General features: G+C 36.2%; 30 protein-coding genes. 7 read left to right on the top strand and 23 right to left on the bottom strand.

Annotated elements, in window-relative coordinates; translation table 11 throughout:
• Positions 1 to 3: 3 nt before the first annotated feature.
• The 11 genes from spoVAE to dacF all read right to left on the bottom strand — a co-directional run bounded on the left by spoVAE (position 4) and on the right by dacF (position 7687).
• Positions 4 to 354: a stage V sporulation protein AE gene (gene spoVAE / locus AC0OM3_RS03325; RefSeq protein ID WP_000345907.1), complete on the bottom strand. Its 351-nt coding sequence runs from the start codon at positions 352 to 354 to the stop codon at positions 4 to 6.
• 3 nt (positions 355 to 357) lie between these two features.
• Positions 358 to 1374 (bottom strand): stage V sporulation protein AD, encoded by a 1017-nt coding sequence (spoVAD, locus tag AC0OM3_RS03320; protein WP_001241159.1) that lies wholly within the window; start codon positions 1372 to 1374, stop codon positions 358 to 360.
• A gap of 13 nt (positions 1375 to 1387) precedes the next feature.
• Entirely contained in the window at positions 1388 to 1846 is a 459-nt protein-coding gene (gene spoVAC, locus AC0OM3_RS03315) for a stage V sporulation protein AC (RefSeq protein WP_000203814.1), read from the bottom strand.
• A 14-nt stretch (positions 1847 to 1860) separates the two neighbouring features.
• Positions 1861 to 2277, bottom strand: a complete 417-nt coding sequence (spoVAB, locus tag AC0OM3_RS03310) for a stage V sporulation protein SpoVAB (protein ID WP_000572937.1) — start codon at positions 2275 to 2277, stop codon at positions 1861 to 1863.
• Positions 2270 to 2890 carry a stage V sporulation protein AA gene (locus tag AC0OM3_RS03305; protein ID WP_474211076.1) on the bottom strand — a complete coding sequence of 207 codons (621 nt, stop codon included), beginning with the start codon at positions 2888 to 2890 and terminating at the stop codon, positions 2270 to 2272. The genes spoVAB and AC0OM3_RS03305 overlap by 8 nt, the downstream gene beginning before the upstream one ends.
• Positions 2891 to 3004: 114 nt before the next feature.
• A complete protein-coding gene (locus AC0OM3_RS03300) occupies positions 3005 to 3103 on the bottom strand; it encodes a methionine/alanine import family NSS transporter small subunit (protein ID WP_000016826.1) in 99 nt (32 codons plus the stop codon).
• Positions 3103 to 4629, bottom strand: coding sequence for a sodium-dependent transporter (locus tag AC0OM3_RS03295; protein ID WP_000450085.1), 1527 nt, complete (start codon positions 4627 to 4629; stop codon positions 3103 to 3105). The genes AC0OM3_RS03300 and AC0OM3_RS03295 overlap by 1 nt, the downstream gene beginning before the upstream one ends.
• Positions 4630 to 4764: 135 nt before the next feature.
• Complete coding sequence (gene sigF / locus AC0OM3_RS03290; RefSeq protein WP_000350729.1) at positions 4765 to 5523, bottom strand: RNA polymerase sporulation sigma factor SigF; 759 nt, start codon at positions 5521 to 5523, stop codon at positions 4765 to 4767.
• 12 nt (positions 5524 to 5535) lie between these two features.
• Positions 5536 to 5976 (bottom strand): anti-sigma F factor, encoded by a 441-nt coding sequence (gene spoIIAB / locus AC0OM3_RS03285; RefSeq protein WP_001243398.1) that lies wholly within the window; start codon positions 5974 to 5976, stop codon positions 5536 to 5538.
• Positions 5977 to 6327, bottom strand: coding sequence for an anti-sigma F factor antagonist (gene spoIIAA / locus AC0OM3_RS03280; RefSeq protein ID WP_000059135.1), 351 nt, complete (start codon positions 6325 to 6327; stop codon positions 5977 to 5979).
• A gap of 169 nt (positions 6328 to 6496) precedes the next feature.
• The gene (dacF, locus tag AC0OM3_RS03275) at positions 6497 to 7687 is read right to left on the bottom strand and encodes a serine-type D-Ala-D-Ala carboxypeptidase DacF (protein WP_000831991.1); all 1191 of its coding nucleotides are present in this window, start codon (positions 7685 to 7687) and stop codon (positions 6497 to 6499) included.
• A gap of 166 nt (positions 7688 to 7853) precedes the next feature.
• Between dacF and AC0OM3_RS03270 the strand changes: the two genes are divergently transcribed.
• Genes AC0OM3_RS03270 through AC0OM3_RS03260 form a run of 3 tightly spaced genes read left to right on the top strand, consistent with a single transcriptional unit; the run spans position 7854 to position 10198 of the window.
• The gene (locus AC0OM3_RS03270) at positions 7854 to 8273 is read left to right on the top strand and encodes a GntR family transcriptional regulator (RefSeq protein ID WP_000548037.1); all 420 of its coding nucleotides are present in this window, start codon (positions 7854 to 7856) and stop codon (positions 8271 to 8273) included.
• Entirely contained in the window at positions 8239 to 9120 is an 882-nt protein-coding gene (locus AC0OM3_RS03265) for an ABC transporter ATP-binding protein (protein WP_046946410.1), read from the top strand. Before AC0OM3_RS03270 ends, AC0OM3_RS03265 begins: the two co-directional genes overlap by 35 nt.
• The gene (locus AC0OM3_RS03260; protein WP_474211075.1) at positions 9110 to 10198 is read left to right on the top strand and encodes an ABC transporter permease subunit; all 1089 of its coding nucleotides are present in this window, start codon (positions 9110 to 9112) and stop codon (positions 10196 to 10198) included. The genes AC0OM3_RS03265 and AC0OM3_RS03260 overlap by 11 nt, the downstream gene beginning before the upstream one ends.
• A gap of 195 nt (positions 10199 to 10393) precedes the next feature.
• Here the strand turns inward: AC0OM3_RS03260 and AC0OM3_RS03255 are convergent, their stop codons facing one another.
• Together AC0OM3_RS03255 and AC0OM3_RS03250 are read right to left on the bottom strand one after the other, a co-directional pair.
• Positions 10394 to 10939: a hypothetical protein gene (locus AC0OM3_RS03255; protein WP_061884545.1), complete on the bottom strand. Its 546-nt coding sequence runs from the start codon at positions 10937 to 10939 to the stop codon at positions 10394 to 10396.
• Positions 10940 to 11038: 99 nt separating this feature from the next.
• Positions 11039 to 11458, bottom strand: a complete 420-nt coding sequence (locus AC0OM3_RS03250) for a MarR family winged helix-turn-helix transcriptional regulator (protein ID WP_001003305.1) — start codon at positions 11456 to 11458, stop codon at positions 11039 to 11041.
• A 159-nt stretch (positions 11459 to 11617) separates the two neighbouring features.
• Between AC0OM3_RS03250 and AC0OM3_RS03245 the strand changes: the two genes are divergently transcribed.
• Complete coding sequence (locus tag AC0OM3_RS03245) at positions 11618 to 12289, top strand: SIMPL domain-containing protein (RefSeq protein WP_001161437.1); 672 nt, start codon at positions 11618 to 11620, stop codon at positions 12287 to 12289.
• Positions 12290 to 12423: 134 nt separating this feature from the next.
• Entirely contained in the window at positions 12424 to 13713 is a 1290-nt protein-coding gene (locus AC0OM3_RS03240; protein WP_000676239.1) for an NCS2 family permease, read from the top strand.
• 32 nt (positions 13714 to 13745) lie between these two features.
• On the opposite strand, the gene corA is transcribed toward AC0OM3_RS03240, so the two are convergent.
• From corA to spoIIM, 9 genes are all read right to left on the bottom strand, one after another.
• Positions 13746 to 14708, bottom strand: coding sequence for a magnesium/cobalt transporter CorA (corA, locus tag AC0OM3_RS03235; protein ID WP_474211218.1), 963 nt, complete (start codon positions 14706 to 14708; stop codon positions 13746 to 13748).
• 60 nt (positions 14709 to 14768) lie between these two features.
• On the bottom strand, positions 14769 to 16073 hold the full coding sequence (locus AC0OM3_RS03230; protein ID WP_001243086.1) for a pyrimidine-nucleoside phosphorylase: 1305 nt from the start codon (positions 16071 to 16073) through the stop codon (positions 14769 to 14771).
• A gap of 7 nt (positions 16074 to 16080) precedes the next feature.
• Entirely contained in the window at positions 16081 to 16902 is an 822-nt protein-coding gene (locus AC0OM3_RS03225; protein ID WP_001078446.1) for a purine-nucleoside phosphorylase, read from the bottom strand.
• A gap of 12 nt (positions 16903 to 16914) precedes the next feature.
• On the bottom strand, positions 16915 to 18099 hold the full coding sequence (gene deoB, locus AC0OM3_RS03220; RefSeq protein WP_001046079.1) for a phosphopentomutase: 1185 nt from the start codon (positions 18097 to 18099) through the stop codon (positions 16915 to 16917).
• 354 nt (positions 18100 to 18453) lie between these two features.
• Positions 18454 to 19194, bottom strand: coding sequence for a FixH family protein (locus AC0OM3_RS03215; RefSeq protein ID WP_474211074.1), 741 nt, complete (start codon positions 19192 to 19194; stop codon positions 18454 to 18456).
• 146 nt (positions 19195 to 19340) lie between these two features.
• Positions 19341 to 20231 (bottom strand): site-specific tyrosine recombinase XerD, encoded by an 891-nt coding sequence (gene xerD / locus AC0OM3_RS03210; RefSeq protein ID WP_000390088.1) that lies wholly within the window; start codon positions 20229 to 20231, stop codon positions 19341 to 19343.
• Between the two features lie 6 nt (positions 20232 to 20237).
• The gene (locus tag AC0OM3_RS03205; protein ID WP_001250432.1) at positions 20238 to 20468 is read right to left on the bottom strand and encodes a YqzK family protein; all 231 of its coding nucleotides are present in this window, start codon (positions 20466 to 20468) and stop codon (positions 20238 to 20240) included.
• A gap of 103 nt (positions 20469 to 20571) precedes the next feature.
• Complete coding sequence (fur, locus tag AC0OM3_RS03200; RefSeq protein WP_000392657.1) at positions 20572 to 21027, bottom strand: ferric iron uptake transcriptional regulator; 456 nt, start codon at positions 21025 to 21027, stop codon at positions 20572 to 20574.
• Between the two features lie 107 nt (positions 21028 to 21134).
• Positions 21135 to 21752: a stage II sporulation protein M gene (gene spoIIM, locus AC0OM3_RS03195; RefSeq protein ID WP_013142149.1), complete on the bottom strand. Its 618-nt coding sequence runs from the start codon at positions 21750 to 21752 to the stop codon at positions 21135 to 21137.
• Positions 21753 to 21907: 155 nt separating this feature from the next.
• Here spoIIM and AC0OM3_RS03190 point away from each other — a divergent pair, with 155 nt between their 5' ends.
• Positions 21908 to 22459, top strand: coding sequence for a GNAT family N-acetyltransferase (locus tag AC0OM3_RS03190; RefSeq protein WP_000803479.1), 552 nt, complete (start codon positions 21908 to 21910; stop codon positions 22457 to 22459).
• Positions 22460 to 22483: 24 nt separating this feature from the next.
• Here the strand turns inward: AC0OM3_RS03190 and AC0OM3_RS03185 are convergent, their stop codons facing one another.
• The gene (locus AC0OM3_RS03185) at positions 22484 to 23023 is read right to left on the bottom strand and encodes an NUDIX hydrolase (RefSeq protein ID WP_000067044.1); all 540 of its coding nucleotides are present in this window, start codon (positions 23021 to 23023) and stop codon (positions 22484 to 22486) included.
• Between the two features lie 74 nt (positions 23024 to 23097).
• On the opposite strand from AC0OM3_RS03185, the gene mciZ reads away from it, so the two are divergent.
• Positions 23098 to 23226, top strand: coding sequence for a Z-ring formation inhibitor MciZ (mciZ, locus tag AC0OM3_RS03180; RefSeq protein WP_000870295.1), 129 nt, complete (start codon positions 23098 to 23100; stop codon positions 23224 to 23226).
• Positions 23227 to 23272: the final 46 nt, after the last annotated feature.

Here is a 23272-nt window from a genome sequence, read left to right as displayed (position 1 = left end):
GATTTATCCTTTCGGTTTACATATAAGTGCTATAAAAAATGAAAACAATATCGCTGCGGAAATGCCCGCAGACGTTAAACTAAACATGCCAATACCAATTCCTAAATATCCATGTTTTTCTGCTGCATGCATTGCTCCGTGCAATAGTGAATGTCCAAAACTTGTAATAGGGACTGTGGCTCCAGCACCTGCAAACTTTATTAGTTTATCGTACAAGCCAAATCCATCTAATATTGCTCCGATGACTACAAAAGTTGCCATTAAATGAGCTGGTGTTAACTTTGCGAAATCTAACAATAGTTGCCCAATTACACAAATAGCTCCACCTACAAGAAATGCGTATATAAAGTCCACAATTCACTCTCCTTTAACTCTCTCAAATACAACACCATGTGCAATTGTTGGAATCGTCTCTTTCTGTTGCATCATCATCGGGCTTAATAATGCACCAGTCGCAACGACAAAAATTCGTTGTAAATTCCCTTTTTGCATCTCGTGTAATAAATGACCATATGTGACAACCGCTGAACAAGCGCAACCACTACCACCTGCAAACACTTCTTCTTGACTTGATTCATAAATCATCAATCCACAATCATTGTATATATGCCCAAGATCATAACCTTCCTCAAGTAAAAGTTGTTTCGCAATCGGCGTCCCAACAGCTGATAAATCACCCGTAACAATCAAATCATAGTCATCAGCACTTCTTCTCAAATCTTCAAAATGCTGTTGAATTGTATGAGCTGCTGCTGGAGCCATCGCTGCCCCCATGTCCAAAGGATTTGTGATTCCTAAATCTTGCACTTTTCCGATTGTAGCCGCCGTAATTTTAATTGCACTTTTTTCATTACTAATTAATATAGATCCTGCACCAGTCACAGTTGAATTTGCTGTCCCTGGCTTTTGTCCACCGTACTCTGTTGGATAGCGAAATTGTCTTTCAGCCGTTGCATTATGACTACTTACTGTAGCTAAGACACGATTTGCAAATCCACCGTCTATAAAAGCTGAGCCAACTGCTAAAGTCTCCATAGACGTCGCACAAGCGCTAAACATTCCTAAAAAAGGAATACCCCACTTACGCGCAACATAATTCGCTGTCACTGTTTGATTTAATAAATCTCCCGCTAAAAAGAAATCAATTTGCGATGTTTTTATATTCCCTTTTTGCACTGCTTGTTGAATTGAGTCCGACATTAACCTTCGTTCGGCGAGCTCCCAATTTTCCTCTCCACAATGTAAGTCATCATATGAAATATCAAATTTTTTTCCAAGAGGGCCCTCAGCTTCTTTCGGACCGACAGCAGTGCCCGTTGCATTTACATATATATCATTTTGAAATACCCACGTTTGTTTTCCGGTCAACCTCATACTAGCCCCTCCTTTAAGACATAAAAATTTTAAAGGTATACCTTATTAACCCAATGATATATGCACCAACAACTCCAAATACAATCACACTTCCTGCCAATTTAAACATATTTGTAGCAATCCCTAGAACAACCCCTTCGCTCTTATGTTCTAAGGCAGCGCTCGCCATAGAATTTGCAAATCCTGTTACCGGTACCGCTGATCCTGCTCCAGCAAATTGACCGATTTTATCATATACACCACATCCTGTTAAAATCGCTGATACTAAAACAAGAGTTGCAACAGTTGGGTTTCCTGCCTCTTGTTCACTGAAGTGAAAATAATGTATATACAATTTCATCAATACTTCTCCAACTGTGCAAATGAGTCCACCTACAAGAAATGCTTTGATACAATTTAGTAAATAGTTTGGCTTTGGATGATACTTCTTCACTTTATTTATGTAATCATCCTTCAATTTCTGACTTGTCATTTATATACTGCCCCCTACCTTACGAAATAAATCCAGTGAAACAACGACCCTATTACTTTCCCAAGTACAAGAGCAACGAGTAAAACAATAATCTTCCCCTCTACCCCTACTCGTTTCGCTAAAATAGGTAGAACATTTAACACCTCTGTTAATGCCGCAGCAAGCATTCCGATGAACGTGCCACAAAATATCCCTAATATAACGAGCCAATATTGCGACGTTTGAAATGTAATATTTTTCAAACTGCACCAAGCCCCTGTTAACGTACCTGCAATGACCGCCCACTCAAAATATTGAATATGCTTTCCACTTCTCGTTAATTGAGCTAAACGGGGGATTATACCAAGTACAGCTAAAAATGCGACATATCCGCTACCTACCGCAATCCCTCCAGCTAAACCAATTAAAATAACAAATCCAGACTCAATCATCGGTAAGTTGTTTCATATTATCCTTGTTTTCATTAACCATTACATATTGATCAAGTGACTGTTGGTATTGAAACATCTCAACTTCTAGCGGACTTGGCTCTTCATTAATTCGTTTTTGAAATACATGATTAAAGAATAAAACCATTCCTAAGCCAAGGCCTAAAGAATAAGGAATTTGAAATAAAAGTGGTTGCGCATTAAATTCTCCAGTAATCATGTAATATAACCGTTGATGTACTTGTTGCATACTTACATCTTCATGGAAATAAATGATCGCAAGGGCCGCTCCAATGAAAAGTAACAACCATACAAGTCCGAAAAAAATTGGTTGTGCCTTCTTTTTTTCGTATATAATTTCAACAAGAGTTTGTCCAGAACCGAGTAAATTAATTTGTACATGAGATGCTTTCTGTTGAATAATCTCAATTACTTTCATAACATCAATTACAACATGAGTCTTATCATGCACTGTTATTTTGTAAACTATCTCATTTTGTAACAACTCAACTACGGAAGAATCTCCGGCAAGTTGAGCAACATCACCCAGCTTTACTTCATAAGTAGGAGAAACTTTTAAACGATTGCGCATTTTAATATAAATCGTTTGTTCCAACTTTCATTCACCCCTTCACTCTTCCTCGTAGTTGTAGTATGGTTATTGAATTTTTTTCTAATACAATTTTTTCATAAAAAAACATCTGCACCATTTCGGTACAGATGTTTTTACTTATGCCTTTTTCTTAAATAAGTTTGCAATACTTAATGCAAGCCCTCCCCAAATGACTACGATTCCAATAACCATCATCATAATCGCTGATCCACTCATTATGAAACACCTCGATCTTTCCATTCTTTTTCAAGCTTTGCAGAATCCGAATGTATTTGTGCATCCCATTTCTTTAGACTAATAATTAGCGCAACAATAAGGAAGGCTACTGCTATCGACCAACCATACGTTACAACAAACTCAGTCGGATAATCTCCGTAGTTCTTTTTAATATTTTGGATTGTACCATCAATTAGCATATACCCTAACATAAGCGGAGTAATAACGAGTAAACTCACTCTCCAAAACGTTCCTAATTTAATGTCAGATACAAAGTTTGCATGATTTTGATAAACTGGTAAACGACGTAAAATGAGCCCTATCGTCACTACTTCCGCAAGTGCAATTGTAATTAATCCGAAATTATTAGCGAAATAGTCGACAACATCTAAGAACATAAGCCCACCACGTGTTGCAAAAGCAAGAGAAACTAACACGAGAAGGGTTCCCATAATTCCAATGGTTTTTTCCCGACTTAAACTGAATTTTTCAGACACAGCAGCAAAGCATACTTCCGCGAGTGAAATAAGTGATGTGATTCCAGCAACCGTTAACGATAAGAAAAATAATACACCAAACAACGGTGACATCGGTAATTCATTAATAATTTGCGGAAACACTACGAACGCAAGCCCAACGCCAGCACTTGCTACTTTATCAACCGGTACTCCCATATTATTTGCCATAAACCCAAGAGCTGCAAAGACCCCAATACCTGCTAATAATTCAAATCCTGAGTTTGCAAATCCAGTAATAAAGGCATTATTTGTTGTATCCGAGTTTTTCGGTAAATAACTAGAATAAGTAATCATAATTCCAAATGCTAAAGATAAACTAAAGAATATTTGACCATAAGCAGCAAGCCATACTTTCCCATCAAAAATACGACTCCAATCTGGTTTAAAGAATGCATCTAGTCCTTGCATAGCACCTTCCATCGTCACTGCACGAACGACGATAATAAGGAACATAACAACTAATAAAGGAATAAATATACGGTTAACCACTTCGATTCCTTTTTTAACTCCTTTAAATGCAACGCCAAGCACAATAATCCAAACGAGAGCTAACGGAATTAATACTTCCGGTACAAGTCCTCCAAATTGTCCTGGCTTATCTGCAACATGTAAGTACTCTTTAAATAAAAATGATTGCGTGTCTTTTCCCCATGCTCCAGTAATTGCAAAGTATGTATACGATATAGACCAAGCAATAATCACTGCATAATATGTTGAAACGATAAATGTTACGCACATTTGCCACCATCCAATAAATTCGGCACGCGGGCTAATACGGAAAAATGTAAGTGGTGCTGAACCACGATGACGATGACCAAGGGCAAACTCAAACGCTAACAATGAAATACCAGTCGTTAATAATGCAAATAAGTACGGTAAAAAGAATGCTCCTCCTCCATTTTCATACGCTGTATAAGGAAAACGCCATATGTTTCCTAATCCAACGGCAGATCCGACCGCTGCGAAAATAAATCCAGCTCTCGTTCCCCATTGTTGCCTCGTTTCCATGTTTCCTTCCCCCTTTATGACAAGTTCATACTTGGATTATATTTTAAATTGACTAAATTATCAATAAATTCTGTTAATTTTTTCGAAAATTAACATCTCTCTCCTATTAACGGCATAAAAAAATCGAATAGACAATTATTCGTCTATTCGATCTTTCATCTGTTTTAATATTTTCTTTTCAAGTCTTGAAACTTGTACTTGTGAAATGCCTATGCGCTCTGCTACTTCTGACTGTGTTTGATCTTTATAGTAACGCAAGTATACAATTAAGCGCTCTCGTTCATCTAGTTCTCTAATCGCTTCTTTTAAAGCAATTTTATCGAACCATTTCGTTTCAGATTGATCTGCAATTTGATCTAAAATAGTGATTGGATCGCCGTCGTTTTCATATACAGTTTCATGTATAGATGAAGGAGCACGGCTCGCTTCTTGCGCTAGAACAACTTCCTCTGGCGTTAGTTCTAGTGCCTCTGCCACTTCATTAATCGTTGGAGCCCTTCCGAACTCTTTCGAAAGCTCATCTCTCATCTTTCGAATTTTGTTCCCTGTTTCTTTTAAAGACCTACTAACTTTCACTGATCCATCATCACGTAAAAAACGTTGTATCTCTCCAATAATCATGGGAACTGCATATGTTGAAAATTTCACGTCGAAAGATAAATCAAATTTATCTACCGATTTTAAGAGCCCAATACATCCAATTTGAAATAGATCGTCTGGTTCGTATCCTCGATTAAGAAACCGCTGTACAACCGACCAAACAAGACGCATATTACTTTGAACGATTGTATCTCTTGCCTGTTGATCTCCATCTTGACTTTTTTGAATTAACGCTTTTAGCTCGTGGTCCTTTAACTGAGGTTTCTTCTTCTCATTTTTGACCTCTATGTCCATAGGCTATTCTCCTTAATTGCATAGAGCGTTACTATTTGATAAGTATTTTGTCAAATGGATTGTTGTCCCGAAAGATTCGTTTGAAATAACTTCTACTTCATCCATAAAATTTTCCATGATAGTAAATCCCATTCCGGAACGCTCTAATTCAGGTTTAGTTGTAAAAAGGGGTTGTCTCGCTTCATCTAAGTTAAAGATTCCAATCCCTTCATCTCGAATCGTGAGTTTCACCATTGCTTCTTCCAAAATTACAGAAATATAAACAATACCTTCTGCATTTCCTTCGTATCCATGAATAATTGCATTTGTAACCGCTTCTGACACAACTGTTTTAATCTCCGTTAATTCTTCCATCGTTGGATCTAGTTGTGCAATGAAAGCCGCCACTGTAACGCGAGCGAACGATTCATTTTGACTTAATGCTGAAAATTGAAGGTTCATTTCATTTCTCATCTATGCCACCCCCAACGTCGCGAGCGCGTGCGCTTCACTTTCTTCTAAGCGAACGATTTTGAATAAGCCCGACATTTCAAATAAACGCTTAACAGGCGGTGAAATTGCACAAACAACCATTTCTCCACCTAATCCCTTTACGTGTTTATATCGGCCTAATATAACACCTAGACCAGAACTATCCATAAACGATAAGTTCTCTAGGCTCAAAACAATATGATGAACACCATGTGTCTCAATCATATCTGTTACTTTCGTTCGCAACTCTTCAGCCGTATGATGATCTAATTCACCCTCTAGTCTCACACATAGGACGTCACGTTTCACTTCTAATTGCATGGAAAGACTCACACGATTTCCTCCTTATGCTCAAACTTTACTTTTTCACATACATAAAGATTTTCGTGATACAAAATAAGAATCCTTCCTGCTGACAAAAGAAGAACTATTTCGTCATAAAGTGAAACCTTTCAGCATTATTCACTTACATACGAATAGAAAAGCGGCAAAATATTTGCCGCTATTTTGATGTTGAAAACATCCCAAAACTTCTTTTAAATAACTCCCACCAGCTCGCTGCAGCAACATCTTCTTTTGCTACAATTGTTTGTTTTAATAAAACATCTTTATCTTTTTTAATAACAAGTGTACCAAGCGCGTCACCTTTTTTAATCGGTGCTTTTACTTTCTTTTCAGCAATTACTTCTTGTTTTACCTTGTCCATATTCTCGCCCTTCTTCATAAGAAGAGAAACATTATCTGATGCAACTAAATCTACTTTTTCTTTTTTCCCTTTCCCTACTTGAACTGTCTTAATTTTTTCGCCGCGCGTATACAATTTCTTTGTCGTATATTGTCCAAATGCATAGTCAAGAAGCTTCGTCACTTGGTTGTTCCGTTCTTTTGATGTTGGTGCTCCCATGACAACTGAAATGACACGCATGCCATTTTTTTGAGCCGATGCTGTTAAACAATATTTCGCTTCTGTCGTAAAACCTGTTTTTACTCCATCTACGCCAGGATAAAAACGTACTAGCTTATTCGTATTAACGAGCCAAAACTTTTTATCCGTATCTTCACGTAAATAATCTTCGTACTTACCTGTGTATTTACGAATAAGTGGATACTTCATCAATTCTCTCGCCATTATAGCCATATCATTTGCTGTGGAATAATGGTCTTTAGCCGGAAGACCTGTCGGGTTTTGAAAATGTGTATTTTTCAGCCCTAGATCTTTCGCCTTTTTGTTCATCATATTTACAAATCCTTCTTCTGAACCTGCGATATGCTCGGCTACTGCAACAGATGCGTCATTTCCAGATGCAATTGCAATACCCTTTAACATCTCATTTAGAGTCATCTCTTCCCCAGGTTCTAAAAAGATTTGCGATCCACCCATTGAAGCTGCATGTTCGCTCGCTCTAACTTTATCGGTCAGTTTTAGTTTTCCTTTTTCAACTTGTTCCATAATTAAAAGCATTGTCATAATCTTTGTCATACTAGCAGGTGGTAATTTTTCATTTGGGTTTTTATCAAATAAAACTTTACCTGTATCTTGCTCAATTACGATTGCTGACGACGCTTGTTCCGCTAACTTCGGTGTTGTTTCTTCTGTTTTCTCCTGCTTCGTTTTCTCAGATTGTGCGAAACTCACTGAAGTTCCAGAAAGCAATAACATGAAACAAACAAGTATTCCAAAAACTCGCTTCATGACTAACCCTCCATTCTATATCAGACCTATTTTTTCCAATTTACTCTTTTTTAATACCAAATTTTTCTAACATTTTCAGTTGACAAACACATTCATCCCCTATATTGTATTAAGTGTATTACACGAAGTAGTACACTTAATACATATGAGGAAGGAGACATTGCTCTTGCATATTCAACTTGATCCAAGAAGCAACACTCCGATATGGGAACAAATTGTTCAAAATATAAAAGAACTCGTATTGAAAAACATGTTGGCTCCAAGTGATAAACTTCCTTCTGTACGCGAACTCGCTTCTTTACTCGTTATAAATCCAAATACAGTGAGTAAAGCGTATCAAGAGTTAGAGCGACAAGGAATTATTGAAACGTTACGAGGAAAAGGAACATTTGTATCTCAATCGATTACCCCAACATTAGACGAAAGGAAAATCGCTATGGTTGAAAAGCAATTTCATCAATTACTATTAGAAGCCTCTTATCTTGGTGTTACGAAAGATAAAATTCATGATTGGATAGATTCATACTATAAAGAGATTGGAGGGAATGCGGATGTTGAAAGTGACAAACTTGAAGAAAACAATTGATAATCAAACAATTTTAGACGATGTTTCTTTCACATTGCAAAGAGGGAGTATCATCGGATTACTCGGAAGAAACGGCGCGGGAAAAACAACTTTATTGCGAACGATGGTCGGTATTTTAGACCCAGACGAGGGAACTGTTACATATGAAGATACAAACATTCATCAGTTTCCTGAAATAAAGCAAAAAATTGTATATGTTCCTGATTCTACTAATATACTGAACGGCTATACGATAAAAGAAATCGTAAAGTTTTATAAAGAAGTTTATACCGCATTTAATGAAGCATATTTCTATGAACTGTTAGAACGTTTTAACTTACCAAACAAACGAATTCGTAGTTATTCAAAAGGAATGAAAGCACTGCTTGCCATCATTTTAGCTGTTGCTGCACAGGCAGAATATATTATTTTAGATGAACCAACAAACGGGCTGGATCCTATCGTTAAAAGACAGATTTTACAGTTTCTCGTTGGAGAAGTTGCAGAAAAAGAAATTACCATTTTCATCTCCACTCACCATTTAGATGAAGTAGAACAAATTGCAGATACAATCATTATGTTAAAAGGACATACCGTATCTTCTATTACATCATTAGACGATGCAAAATCACAATTTGCTAAAATCCAAGTAGCCTATGAACGCTCATTACCTCAAAAACTAGAAAACTTAAGCAATATTAAAATATTAAACCAAACGGGAAAAGTATATACAATCTTAATTGAGGGAAATGTGGCAGCTACATTAGAAAAGTTTCATAAAGAACAGCCACTGCTCATTGAAGAATTAGCCATGTCACTCGAAGATATTTTTATCACAACGTTTGAGGAGGATTCGCATGTTTCATAAAGCTTTATGGATAAGGCAATGGAAGCAAGGAAAATATATAATTCTATTATTTTGGTTAATTAGTTTATATCAACTACCTTATAAATATTATCAAGAAGCGCAAATGCAGCTAAAACAATCAAAAATGAAGTTTGATGACTATGCATATTACTACTCCTACTATTTTCATGCATCTGATGGTGCCGTCCTCTTTCAAGGATTTACTCTTATTGCACTTGCTTGTCTTTTAATTGGGTGGGAACGTAACAATCAATCAACTGATTTTCTCTTCTCGATGCCTTTTAAACGAAAAGATATTTTTTTAACAAAATGGTGGCTTGGTGTTTTGAATATTATTACAGTGCAAATTGTTTGCTGGCTTAGTATGTACGGAATAAAGAACATGTCGTTTCACAATGAGTATCAAATCTTTACTCCGTTCTATAGTTACTTTCTATATGCTACGGTTGTACTTATCGCTATTTATACATTCACCTTATTTATCGGAACCATTACTGGACATATATTCTCTCAAAGTAGTTTAACTATCATTCTATTATTTTTACCATACGGTTTTGGATTGTTAATTTCCGGATTCATTTATTCCCATACACAATGGTCTTTAGATGCAATGGGAGAAATAGAGCAACGTACTCATGAGTACTTACAACATATAGATATCATTTCACCATTAGAATCTTTTTCTATTACTTATGATTACCACCCGATAGAAACATTTGATAACTATGGCAATAAACTTTCTAGTGTACCACAGGACAATCCAATGGAGCATACTTTTGTATCTTCTCCTTGGACACTATTAACACCATTTGCTTACATCATTATCTTTTTATCAATGGCAACCTTTCTATACACACGTACACCAAACGAACAAAACGGAAAAATACTATTGTTTCCTAACTTGCAAAAATGGTTCATGATTTGCACTGTTCTATGCTTCGGACTGCTTGGCGGTAGAATATTAGGTGGACGAGATGCACTTCTGTCTTATTATGTTGGATTTTTCCTATTCGCTATCATAAGTTACTTCATTTTTACACGTCTATTAAAATTGAAGTTTGCTTTTGGAGGGAAATAAACATACATTAAGATGATGAATACATGTTTCAAAAAGCATTATAGATGTGAAACTATAAACACGGAACAATGGCATTAAGAGAAGCTGACAAAAGAAAGATGTTATGAATTATTTAACTCTTATATGAACTAAATAAAAAGGCATTGCACAAGAGCAATGCTTTTTATTATATATGTCCCTATCTAAATAAAGAGGTTATTTCACATTCTCTCTCCTATCCCCATACACCATCTCTTCTTTCATCCCAAATCCATCACCATTTTGCACAATTTGCTCTGTCGGTGCAACTATACTTTCGGCAATTTTCCATTCCCCACGCTCTTTCACGAATACTTGTAGAAAATAGTTCATACCATCTAGTTGATATGCATTTTGTTTTTTCACATTATAGTGAATCGCAATGTAGTACACTTGAATGTTTTCTTTTCCTATTTTTGATACGTATTGCGATAATCTCGGTATATAGAGGGCCGCTTTCTGAAAAGATAGTTGCTTCGCTTTAACAAGCGATGAACTTGTTACATTACGTAATGTGTCCTGATTACGAATATTATCGCTATGGTGGAATAATACTGCGTTTTGCATAGAACGAACCCATAATTTCGAATATAAAACTGTATTGTCGTTTTCAATATACTTCACTTCTTTTCGCACCACTTGGATAGGCGTATCTGCGTACGTGAATGTTTGAAAATAGAAAAAACCACCAAATAAAATGGTAAGTGCAGCAATATATTTCATAATCTTTCCTCCGATCTTTTAATTAAAGTATCGGATTTTCAAAATATTTTTATTCAAAAGAAAAAGGATAGGAATGCTTTCGCTTCCTATCCTCATTTATTATAATACGCGGCCAAATAGTTCTAAGACCATTTCTATTTCTTGGTCGCTCCAACCTTTAAATCTCTCTTTATAATATTCTTTACGCACAGCTTCAAGTTTTTCAGTTACTTCTCTTCCGTGCTCTGTAATTTCTAAGTACACGATTCGACGATCTGAATTAGAACGTTTTCTTTCTACTAATCCTTTTCGTACGAGACGATCTGTAACAGCTGTAATATGACTGGAGGTTACGTTTACTTCACTCGCAATTTGCGAAGCCATCTGTGGACTCTTTAAAAATAACGCACGTAATACAGAAAATTCATTATATGGCATATGTTCTGCAAAACGTGTATTAATATCATTTTGTAATAAACGTATCATTTTTCGAAATGATGCAGATAAATCTAAAATCAGCGTTTCTCTTTTTTCGTTCAATAGCCTCGTCCCTTTTTTATCATATTTACACATATTATAATCTATAAATACCTATGTTGTATATGCTTTCTTTCCTCAACATTCTCATTTATGTAACTTTTTTCATATAAATTTCTTTTTTGTTCACACATATACATATAAAAAGGATGGTGATGGAAAATGCAGGGTGGAATGAATCCTTATTTACACAACGTACGCACTGCTAATACTGGTAAAGAAGCTACTATTACTGTACAAGGCGAAGGCATTGTCAAAGCAAAACCGAATGTTGTTATATTAACGCTTGGCATTCGAACAGATGATAAAAATGTAAAACAGGCTCAAGAAGAAAATGCAGTGCAATCCAAACAATTGCTGGATGCACTTAAACAGCTTGGTATTGCCGATAAAGATATAGAAACGATTTCTTATACGATCACTCCTCAATACGAATATGTAAATGATAAAGCATTGCTACAAGGATACCGCGTGGAGCATTTGTATGAAATTACCGTTTTAAATGTACAAAAAGCTGGGGAAGTATATGATATAGCCGTTTCAAATGGCGCAAATGTAGCAAAAGGTTTACGTTTCCGAGTATCTCATCCAAATAAATATTATGAGCAAGCTCTCATTCAAGCTCTGCACCAAGCAGTAGAAAAAGCTCGTGCTATTGCGAGTACATATAATTTAAATATTAATCCTGTTCCCCTCTCATTCGTTGAAGAATCTGCCCAATTACCAAGGGAGGTTACGTCTTATGCTACTTTACATGCACAAGCAGCCCCGCCCATTCAATCGGGTGAATTAGAAATCATTTCATCCATACGGGCTATTTTTACGTATTTATAACGAATTCTCTTTATAAGTAAACGTTATCATTTTACTTGTTGTAAAAACATGATGTTCTGATATAATAAAGAACGGTGAGCTCTTACAAAAGAGATATCACGGGTGGGAGAGGGATATGAAAAAGAAGGTTTAACATGAAAGGAATACTTGAAAGAACATTTAAATTAGGTTTACACGAAACATCACCAAAACAAGAAGTTTTAGCTGGAGTTACGTCATTTTTCACAATCGTATATATTATGATTGTAAATGCGTCAATCTTATCAGATGCTGGCATTCCTCTTGAAGCTGGAATTTTAGCAACTGTTTTTAGTTCATTTGTCGGATGTCTACTCATGGCATTTTGGGCAAATGCACCTGCTATTCTTGTCCCGGGTATGGGTGTAAATGCATTCTTTACGTACACAGCTGTGCATACGCTTGGACTAACTTGGCAAGAAGCTTTGGCTGCTGTCTTTATCTCTGGTATTATTTTTGCAATTGCCGCTTTTACACCAATCGCTCGCGTGCTATCAGTATCAATTCCAAAGTCATTAAAGGAAGCGATTACTGTCGGCATCGGATTATTTTTAGCGTTTATCGGATTGCAAAAAGGTGGTTTAGTCGTTTCGAACCCAAATACTGCTGTGGCAATGGGGAAATTAAGTAATCCTGTCGTTCTTGCGACATTACTTACTCTTATCATTGCACTTGTATTATTTATTCGCAACGTACGTGGAAACTTTTTATGGACGATTGCAATAGGAACTGGTATCGCATGGCTATTTGGTCTTGTGGATACGAGTCAAGTGGGAAATAGTTCATTCTCATTCGCTAATTACGGTGATGTGTTTGGAGCTATGTCATTTGAGAAACTTTCCTCCTTACCATTTTGGATTGCAACATTCTCTTTAAGCATGGTGCTTATTTTTGAGAATATGGGACTTCTGCACGGTTTATTAGAAGATGATCGTAAATTCCCACGTGCTTACCAAGCCAATGCAATTTCAGCAATGACATGTGGTCTATTTGGCACAAGTCCTACCGTTTCAACAGTAGAAAGTGCCGCAGGTATTACTGCAGGTGGTAAGACAGGTCTGACGTCTATCGTTACTGGGTTGCTATTCTTTGCATCACTGTTTGCTCTTCCATTTGTCAAATTAATTCCTGATAGTGCCATTGCACCAATCTTAATTATTATTGGCGGTCTAATGATTACAAGCATTCAACAAATTCCTCTGAATGACTTTTCAGAAGGATTTCCAGCATTCTTAATTATCGTTATGATCCCGCTCACATATAGTATCGCTGATGGCATTGCGTTCGGATTTATTGCTTACCCTATCTTAAAAGTTGCTCTTGGAAAGCGTAAAGAAGTCGCACCATCTATGTATATCATTACATGCTTATTCTTAGCTATGTTTGTATTACATGCTATTGGTTAAGAAAAAACACCGAGGAAATCCTCGGTGTTTTTTTACTTAAACCATCCTTTTTTATAAAACCAGACCATCATTCCCCCGCCAATTAGTGCCATGATAAGTAGACAAATAAAATAACTATATTGTCCACCAAGCTCTGGCATATGCGTAAAGTTCATTCCATATACTCCCGCAATAAATGTTAATGGCATGAAAATAGTCGAGAATACAGTTAATGTTTTCATAATGTTATTCATATGATGTGAGTTTAATGAAAAATAACTATCCCGAATATCTGCTGTTAACTCTCGGCTTGCCTCAATCATTTCTGTTAGTTTAAGCAAATGATCATGTATATCTTTAAAGTAAATTTCATGATCGCTTATACCGTAAAAACGAGTCGAATTTAAAATACGATATAATAAATCACGCATCGGAATGATTGTACGCCTTAGCTTTGATAAATCTGCACGTATATCAAATACCTCTTCTAATACACTTCCTGCTGTCTCCCCCGTTAAATTATCATCAATTGCATTTAAATGATCCTCAATGTAATATACAGGCGCAAAATAGTCATCTACAATTTGGTCGATAATTGTATGAGCTACGTGTAAAGGACTATTTTTAATACGCTTCTTTTCTCCAAGTGTTTTCCATACTCTTTCGATTGCATTGTTATGAGAAAAGTGGAAAGAAACAATATAACGATCACTAATAAATAAATCGATTTCGTGCGGTTCTAGTCCATCTTCCCCAAATGCATGAAGAACTAAAAAGTTATATCCATCATAAAAATCAACTTTTGGCCTCTGTACATATTCTATACAGTCTTCAATTGCAAGGGGATGGAACTTAAAATGGTCTTGCAGAATATATGTATACTCTTCTTTCGTTGGCTTATATAAATCTAGCCAATACCATACAATATGGTCTTTCTTTGTTTCTTCTAGAGAAACATCATATAATACTTCATCTGTTTTTGTTACTGCACAAATTCTAATCATAATTTCACCCATTATTATTATAAACAAAAAATAGTAAAAAAAGCCAAGGAGAAATCTCCTCAGCTTTTTTTATTACTTCGTTACGATACCGTGTACTAAAGTTGGTGCATCTACGTGTTCTTTAGAGATCTTCATGTTCTCATAAATTTTCGCTTTTACATCTTCAACATTTTCGCGGTTTGCGTAAATTGTAACAAGAGATTCACCTTGCTTCACGCTATCGCCTACTTTTTTGCGCAGCATTAGACCAACTGCTAAATCAATTTCAGACTCTTTCGTTGCACGTCCTGCTCCTAAAAGCATTGCTGCTGTTCCGATTTCGTCTGCAACGATTTCTGATACATATCCGTCTTCTTTCGCTTCCACTTCAATTTTAAATTGTGCTTGTGGCAATTTAGAAGGGTCATCAACAACAGATGCGTCGCCGCCTTGCGCTGATAAGAACGTTTTAAATGATTCTAGTGCTTTTCCGTTGTTCATTACTTCAATTAGCTTTTCACGTGCATCTTCTAAAGATGAAGCTTGTCCAGCAAGGTACACCATTTGACTTCCAAGTGTTAAACATAGCTCTTCTAAATCTTTCGGCCCTTTACCTTGTAATGTATCAATTGCTTCTTGAACTTCTAATGCGTTACCGATAGCTTCACCGAGTGGTTGACTCATATCAGAAATAACTGCCATCGTATTACGACCAACGTTATTACCGATGCGTACCATTGCTTCTGCTAAACGTTTTGCATCTTCATCCGTTTTCATAAATGCACCTGCCCCAGTTTTTACATCAAGAACAATTGCATCTGCACCAGCAGCAATTTTTTTACTCATAATCGAACTTGCAATAAGCGGAATTGAGTTTACTGTTGCTGTTACATCACGAAGTGCATATAGCTTTTTATCAGCAGGTGTTAAGTTACCACTTTGGCCGATAACAGCGATTTTATTTTCATTTACAAGACGCATGAATTCATCGTTTTCAATTTCCACATGGAATCCTGGAACTGCTTCTAATTTATCAATTGTACCACCAGTATGTCCTAAGCCGCGTCCAGACATTTTCGCTACTGGTACATCTAAAGCAGCTACTAATGGACCTAATACAAGTGTCGTTGTATCACCAACACCACCTGTTGAATGCTTATCTACTTTTACACCTTCAATAGCTGATAAGTCGATTGTATCACCGCTATTTACCATTGCCATCGTTAAATCCGCACGCTCTTGATCGTTCATATCTTGGAAGAAAATTGCCATTGCAAGTGAACTTACTTGATAATCAGGAATATTACCATTCGTATATCCTTCAACAATAAAGTTAATTTCTTCTGTCGTTAATGCATGTCCGTCACGTTTTTTTGCAATTAGGTCCACCATTCTCATTGTGAAGTCACCCCTTCATTTGTTTTACGATTGCTTTTACTAATGCTAAGAAGTTAGCTTTAACACGTTCTGTCGTTTCAATTACTTCATCGTGGTGAAGTGGTTGATCTAAAATACCAGCTGCCATATTTGAAATACAAGAAATACCTAATACTTTCATACCAGCATGACGCGCTACAATTACTTCAGGTACTGTTGACATACCAACTGCATCTCCGCCAAGTGTACGAAGCATACGAATTTCAGCAGGTGTTTCATATACAGGACCTGTCATTCCTACGTATACACCTTCTTGTACTTTAATATTTAAGTCTGCTGCAACTTGTTTCGCCATTTCGCGAAGTTCTACTGTATATGATGTAGACATATCAGGGAAACGTACGCCCATTTCAGAATCATTTGGTCCGATTAATGGATTCGTACCCATGAAGTTAATGTGATCTGAAATTAACATAAGATCGCCTGGCTCAAATGATGTATTTACACCACCAGCTGCGTTTGTTACAACTACTGTTTCTACACCTAGTTCTTTCATAACACGAACTGGGAATGTTACTTTTTGCATGTCGTATCCTTCATAGAAGTGGAAACGTCCTTGCATTGCTACTACTGTTACACCTTGAAGTGTACCAAATACTAGTTGACCTGCATGGCCTTCTACAGTTGATACTGGGAATTCAGGGATTTCACTGTAAGGTACTGTTACTGCGTTCTCAATTTCGTCTGCTAATACACCTAGTCCTGACCCAAGGATTAGTCCTACTTGTGGTGTCTCTTGAAATTTCTCTTTTAAGTATGAAGCTGATTTTGTAATAAGTTCACGATTCATTTGTTTATCCCCCTATTTCTTTAGCTCGTTTAAGAAGCTTGTTCCGTATTCTGGCATTTTCACACCGAAGTTTTCTGCTACTGTTGCACCAATATCAGCAAATGTTTGACGAAGTGGTAACTCTTGTCCGCCTTCTTTCATGCTTGGGCTATATGCTAATAATGGTACATATTCACGTGTATGGTCAGTACCAGGGTGAATTGGATCATTACCGTGGTCTGCTGTAATTAATAATAGATCATCTTCTTTTAGTTTTGCGAATACTTCTGGAAGACGTGCATCATATTCTTGCAGAGCTTCTCCGTATCCTTGTGGATCACGGCGGTGGCCGAATAATGCATCAAAGTCAACTAAGTTTAAGAAGCTAAGACCTGTAAAGTCCATATTTAATGTATCTACAAGCTTATCCATTCCATCCATGTTAGACTTCGTACGAAGTGATTCAGTTACCCCTTCACCATCATAGATATCAGAGATTTTACCGATAGCAATTACATCGTAGTCACTATCTTTTAATTCATTCATTACTGTACGGCCGAATGGTTTTAATGCATAGTCATGACGGTTTGGTGTACGTGTAAAGTTTCCAGGTTCACCAACGAATGGACGAGCAATAACACGACCTACCATGTATTTCTCATCTAATGTTAATTCACGTGCAATTTTACAGATTTTATATAACTCATCAAGTGGCACTACTTCTTCGTGTGCTGCAATTTGCAATACGCTATCAGCAGAAGTATAAACGATTAAAGAGCCTGTTTCCATTTGCTCTTGACCAAGTTCATCAAGAATCTCAGTTCCAGAAGCTGGCTTATTACCGATAATTTTACGGCCTGTTTTTTCTTCTAATTCATCAAGTAATTCTTTCGGGAATCCTTCCGGGAACACTTGGAATGGTGTATCAATGTAAAGGCCCATGATTTCCCAGTGACCTGTCATTGTATCTTTACCAGTAGATTTCTCTTGCATTTTTGTGTAATATCCAAGTGGTTTCTCTACTTTAGAGATACCTTTCATTTCTCGAATGTTACCAAGACCTAATTTCACCATGTTAGGCATTTGTAACCCATTCATATGTTCAGCAATGTGACCAATTGTGTCAGATCCTAGATCACCAAATTGCTCAGCATCTGGTGCTTCACCGATTCCCACAGAGTCCATTACGACTAGGAATATACGTTTATATTTATTCATAACTGCGACCTCCTATAAGTTCAGTTCTACTTCTTGTAGTATGTTCAAAACGCTATAAAGTGAAACTGTTATCCAAAAGAATTCTCATTGTCAAACAGTACTTCTTTAAATCATTTTCTAACCTATTTCGTTTACTTGAAACGATTCAAAAACATTTCTAGTTTTTTCTAAGTCAGATGTCAGACATCTGATACTGATATCATAACATGTTTACGCTTTCTTTTTAATACATTTTCGTAGAATTTCTCATTTTCTTCACACTTCTATTGTAATCCATTCTGCAACGAAGTGCTAATTTTTTTATGATTTATTTCTTCATATTAAAAATAAAAAGTAGCTCTAAAGAGCTACTTTTTATTTTACTTCTACCGTTTCTTCTTTATGTTCATGCAATTCGCCTTTTCTTACATGTACTTTCACTTTGTAAGCACCGTTCTCTTTGAAAGTATGTTTCGTTTCATACTCTCCTTTATTCCCTTCTTTCGCTGGAATAAATTCGTGTTTTTCAACACCATCTTTCCAAATCTCTAGTTGTACTTCAGCACCAGTTAATGCTTCTTCTTTTTGCTTCAAATGAACTTTCATTGTAGATTCAGCATTTGCCTTTATGTCTCCAGCCATAAGATGGATCATTGTGTCACTTTTATGATCTCCATGTCCTGCACTGTGATCACTATTTTCTTTTTTCGCATCTTCTACTTTCGCATTTCCTACAGCAACTTTTACTTCTGGCATAACGTGCATTTCACGTGCATTTGTGTGAGCGATAATATGGTATACTCCATCCGTTTCGAATGTTTTCTCGACTGCATAAACACCTTTCCCTTTATGCTTACCATCTAACATCTCGTGTTTTTCGTCGCCATCTTTCCAAATTTCAAACTTTACATCATCAGCATCCGTTACTTTTTCTTTTCCTTGTGTAACAAGTGCTTGTACTTCTGTTTTTTCACCTGGTTTAATTTCTTTCGGATTTGTTTGGACTGCTACTTTTACAGCTTCAAGTTTCTGTTCTTTTTTCAGCTCTTCTTTGTTTGTATTACAGCCAGCCAATGCTAGCATCGCGATAAATAAAGTCATAATCAGTTTTTTCATCATCATTTCCTCCTTTATACTTTATTTAGTATAGAGGAAATACATTGTAATATTCCAGTCTTCTGCTGAAAACAATATACGAAATGTTTGTGAAGTTTCTGTGAAACAGTCTTCCCCTCTTAATCTATAAAAAAAGAGCATAGTAACTATGCTCTCGGATGAAACTGTTTATATACATCTTTTAATCTAGTTTTTGAAACGTGCGTATAGATTTGAGTCGTTGAAATATCTGCATGTCCAAGCATTTCTTGTACAGCACGTAAATCTGCTCCATTTTCTAATAAGTGCGTAGCAAACGAGTGACGCAACGTATGAGGTGTAAGCTCTTTTTCAATATTTGCTTCTTTCGCTAATCGTTTTAATATTTTCCAAAATCCTTGTCTTGATAATCGATTACCATGATGGTTTAAAAAGAGTGCATCTACTACTTTTTTCCCCATTAATTCTCTTCTTCCTTTTTCAATATACTTTTGAATCGCTTCCGTTGCTAAACTTCCTAGTGGAATAATTCTTTCTTTATTCCCTTTCCCTATGCAACGAACAAATCCCATCGTTAAATGTACATCTTCTAAATTGAGTGCAATCAATTCTGAAACACGAAGTCCTGTCGCATACAGTAACTCTAGCATCGCCTTATCACGAATCCCAAAAGCACTTGTCATTTTTGGTGTTTGAAGTAACGCCTCTACTTCATCAACTGATAATACTTTTGGTAATTTCCGTTCCCCTTGTGGCGTTTCAATATGTACGGATGGGTCGTGTTCTACCGCTCGTTCACGCAGTAAAAATTGGTGGAACGAACGAATTGATGCGATATGACGCGCCAATGTTTTCGAAGATTTTCCGTTCTCTTTTAAATACTGCAAAAAGTTAACAATGTGTAAACGGGTCACTTCATGAAAAGTTTTCGTCTGTTCCACATTTTGCAAATACTTTACGTAGCTTTTTAAATCCCGTTCATAAGATACTACTGTATTCTTTGCTAATCCTTTTTCGACAACCATATAATGAATAAAATCTTTTAATTGATCTTCCACTCTACACTACTCCCCATTTTCATAGAAAAACATCATTCTATTTACGAAAGCATCCTTTGCCGGTTCTTCATTCCCTGATACTTTTTCTACAGTCTCTTCTTTAGGTTTTTCATAACGATGATAGCTTTCATATTCTTCATTTATCCATAGTATAGCGAAATAAAACAAAATCGTACAACTTGTAAATAATAAAAATACTTTTATTCCATCAAAAGTTAATTTTAAAGCTCGGCGCATTGTAAATTCCTCCAAAATATAAGTTATTACAACATATGCCAAGCTTTCACCTATTTATACCTTATTCAAATAAAAAACCTCTTCCTAGATAAATAGGAAAAGGTTATTTTTCATCCGTTTCATTTTCTTGACAATTTTTACAAATCCCATGGAATGTTAAACGATGATCTTTCACCTTAAAGCTCCAGTCTCGTTCTACTTTCCTTTCCACTTCACCAAGTAAATCTTCTTGTATTTCTTGTACAGCACCACATTGTGTACAAATCAAATGATGGTGGAAACGCTGCGCACCTTCTTGGCGTAAGTCATAGCGTGAAACACCGTCTCCGAAGTTAATCTTATCGACAACTTTTAACTCAGATAATAGTTCTAAAGTTCGATAGACGGTTGCTAATCCGATCTCTGGCGACTTTTCTTTTACAAGGAGGTAAACATCTTCTGCGCTTAAATGATCTTCTTCATTTTCTAGCAGCACACGAACTGTTGCTTCACGTTGCGGTGTTAATTTGTAGCTCGCTGCATGTAATTGCTTCTTAATTCGTTCAATTCTTTCTTCCATTCGGTACTACTCCCTCCTCGCCACTCTTACACCATTATATCAGAAGAAGGGCTTCTGTCAAAAGAAAAAACAATAAAAACAAATTGATAATTATTCTCAAAAAGTATTTATTTTTTATTAATAGCCTCAACGACTTCTTTCATTAAAACTGGTGATGCGTAAGCCTCCACACTAGAAGCAAGTGCTAACACCACTCCAATTACGAGAAAGAAGCATGTATAACGGATTAATAATGGTAATAGTGGTTCGGTTATTTTTCTAATAAATTGATGCCTAATCATCCGTAAAGAAAAACTTGCAGCAATGGTTGTCATAACGAGAAAGACTGGAATGATAATTAAATTTTGTGGCAAAACAGATACAAATGCTAATAATAGTCCATTCCATCCATGCTGACTTACTAAAAAACCAACTGTAAATCCGACGACAACTCCTTTTACAAATAATAAAATAAAAATAAGTGGTAATCCAATAATTGAAATTCCTAAAATCCAAATAAATCCGATGTATTTTAATTGCGAAAAGTAACTTTCTCGAAACATTTCGCCCGCAATGGCAAATTCTCCTTTAGAGACTTGTCCAAAAAAACGTTGTAAATAAAATGATAAATCTTGTTTTTGATTGATTTGTAAACTATTCACAAGAATGGCTCCGAATATTACTCCCATCAATAATAAAACAGCGTTAAATATATATAATGAAGAGTTTTCCTGTATGTGAGACATTACACGGTCTTGCCAATTTTTTCGCCACATTTTTCTTCCCTCCGTTCACGCTCTTATTAAAAATGTATGAAAGAAAGAAAAAAGTATGACGAATTAGCATTGAAATTCCGCTCTACTTTGCTAAACTAAAAAGTAGAGAATAGGAGGGATTTCTCTTGAAACCATTATTATTAGATTTTCCAACATTATTTCAAACTGAACGCTTGCAAGTTCGTAAACCATTTCCAGGTGATGGTGCCGAAGTATATGAAGCAATCCAAGCTTCTCTAGAAGACTTAGTACCGTGGATACCAATTAACGCTGAAACAGAAGAGAGTGCTGAAGAAATTGTTCGCGAAGCTCACGGACAGTTTTTACTTCGTGAAACACTTGATTTTCACTTATATGATAAAGTATCTGGTACATTCATCGGAGCAATTACACTAAAGCCTGAAAACTGGGATATTCCAAAGTTTTCACTTCACTTCTGGCTACATAGTGCCTATACAAAACAAGGCTATATGACCGAAGCTGTTAAAGGTGCGATTCAGTTCGCCTTTGATAAACTAGGCGCTAGAAGAATTGAAATTCGTACTGATGCAACAAATATAAATGCATGTAGCTTAGCAGAACGTCTAGAATTCATTCTAGAAGGTACAATGGAAAATGATTTCCTAGCACCAGATGGTAGCTTACGTGATGCACGTGTATATGCAAAAATCAATTAAAAAACACTCGCCTTTGGCGAGTGTTTATCTTTGTAGTTGTAAATATTGTACTGCAAACATCGTCTTCGCATCATGAATACGAAGATCTTTCATAAGAGTAATCGCTTCTTCTAACGATACTTCCATTAATTCCACAAACTCATCTTCATCTAACTCAGCTTTATTTTCTTTTTTTGTCAAACCTGTCGCTTTATATACATATAAAATTTCATCTGCGAATCCTGGAGATGTATAGAAAGAAGTAATGAGCTCCATATTTTCACATACATATCCTGTTTCCTCTTCTAATTCACGAACTGCTGTCACCTCAGGTTTTTCACCGGGTTCTAACTTGCCGGCTGGAATTTCTATAATCGCCTTTTCAAGCGCTTTACGATACTGCTCAACAAGTACCATTTTCCCCTCATCAGTAATAGCAATAATAGCAACTGCACCAGGGTGATTTACAATTTCACGTTTACTCATTGCTCCATTTGGTAATACTACATCATCAACACGAACTTTTATAACTCTACCATCAAAAATTGGCTCAGTTTTTACTGTTCTCTCTGCAAGATTACTCATACTACTTCATCTCCCTGTTCTATTTCCTATTCTTTCCTCATACATTTTACCACATTGAAAGGAGCGTGATAGAAATGAAAGTTTATATTTTACCAAATCGCGTCACTTTAGTCGGAAAAGCATGGCAAATTCGCCATAAGCTAAAACAATATGGCAAAGAGTATACAACTGTACAAGAGTGGATTACAGCAAATAAAAAGTAAACGTTTGTCAACCTCTTTTCCCTTTCGTACAATAAAGGTAAGGAGG

The organism is Bacillus sp. FAU20 (assembly GCF_056033865.1).
This window is presented reverse-complemented; position numbering and strand designations above follow the sequence as displayed.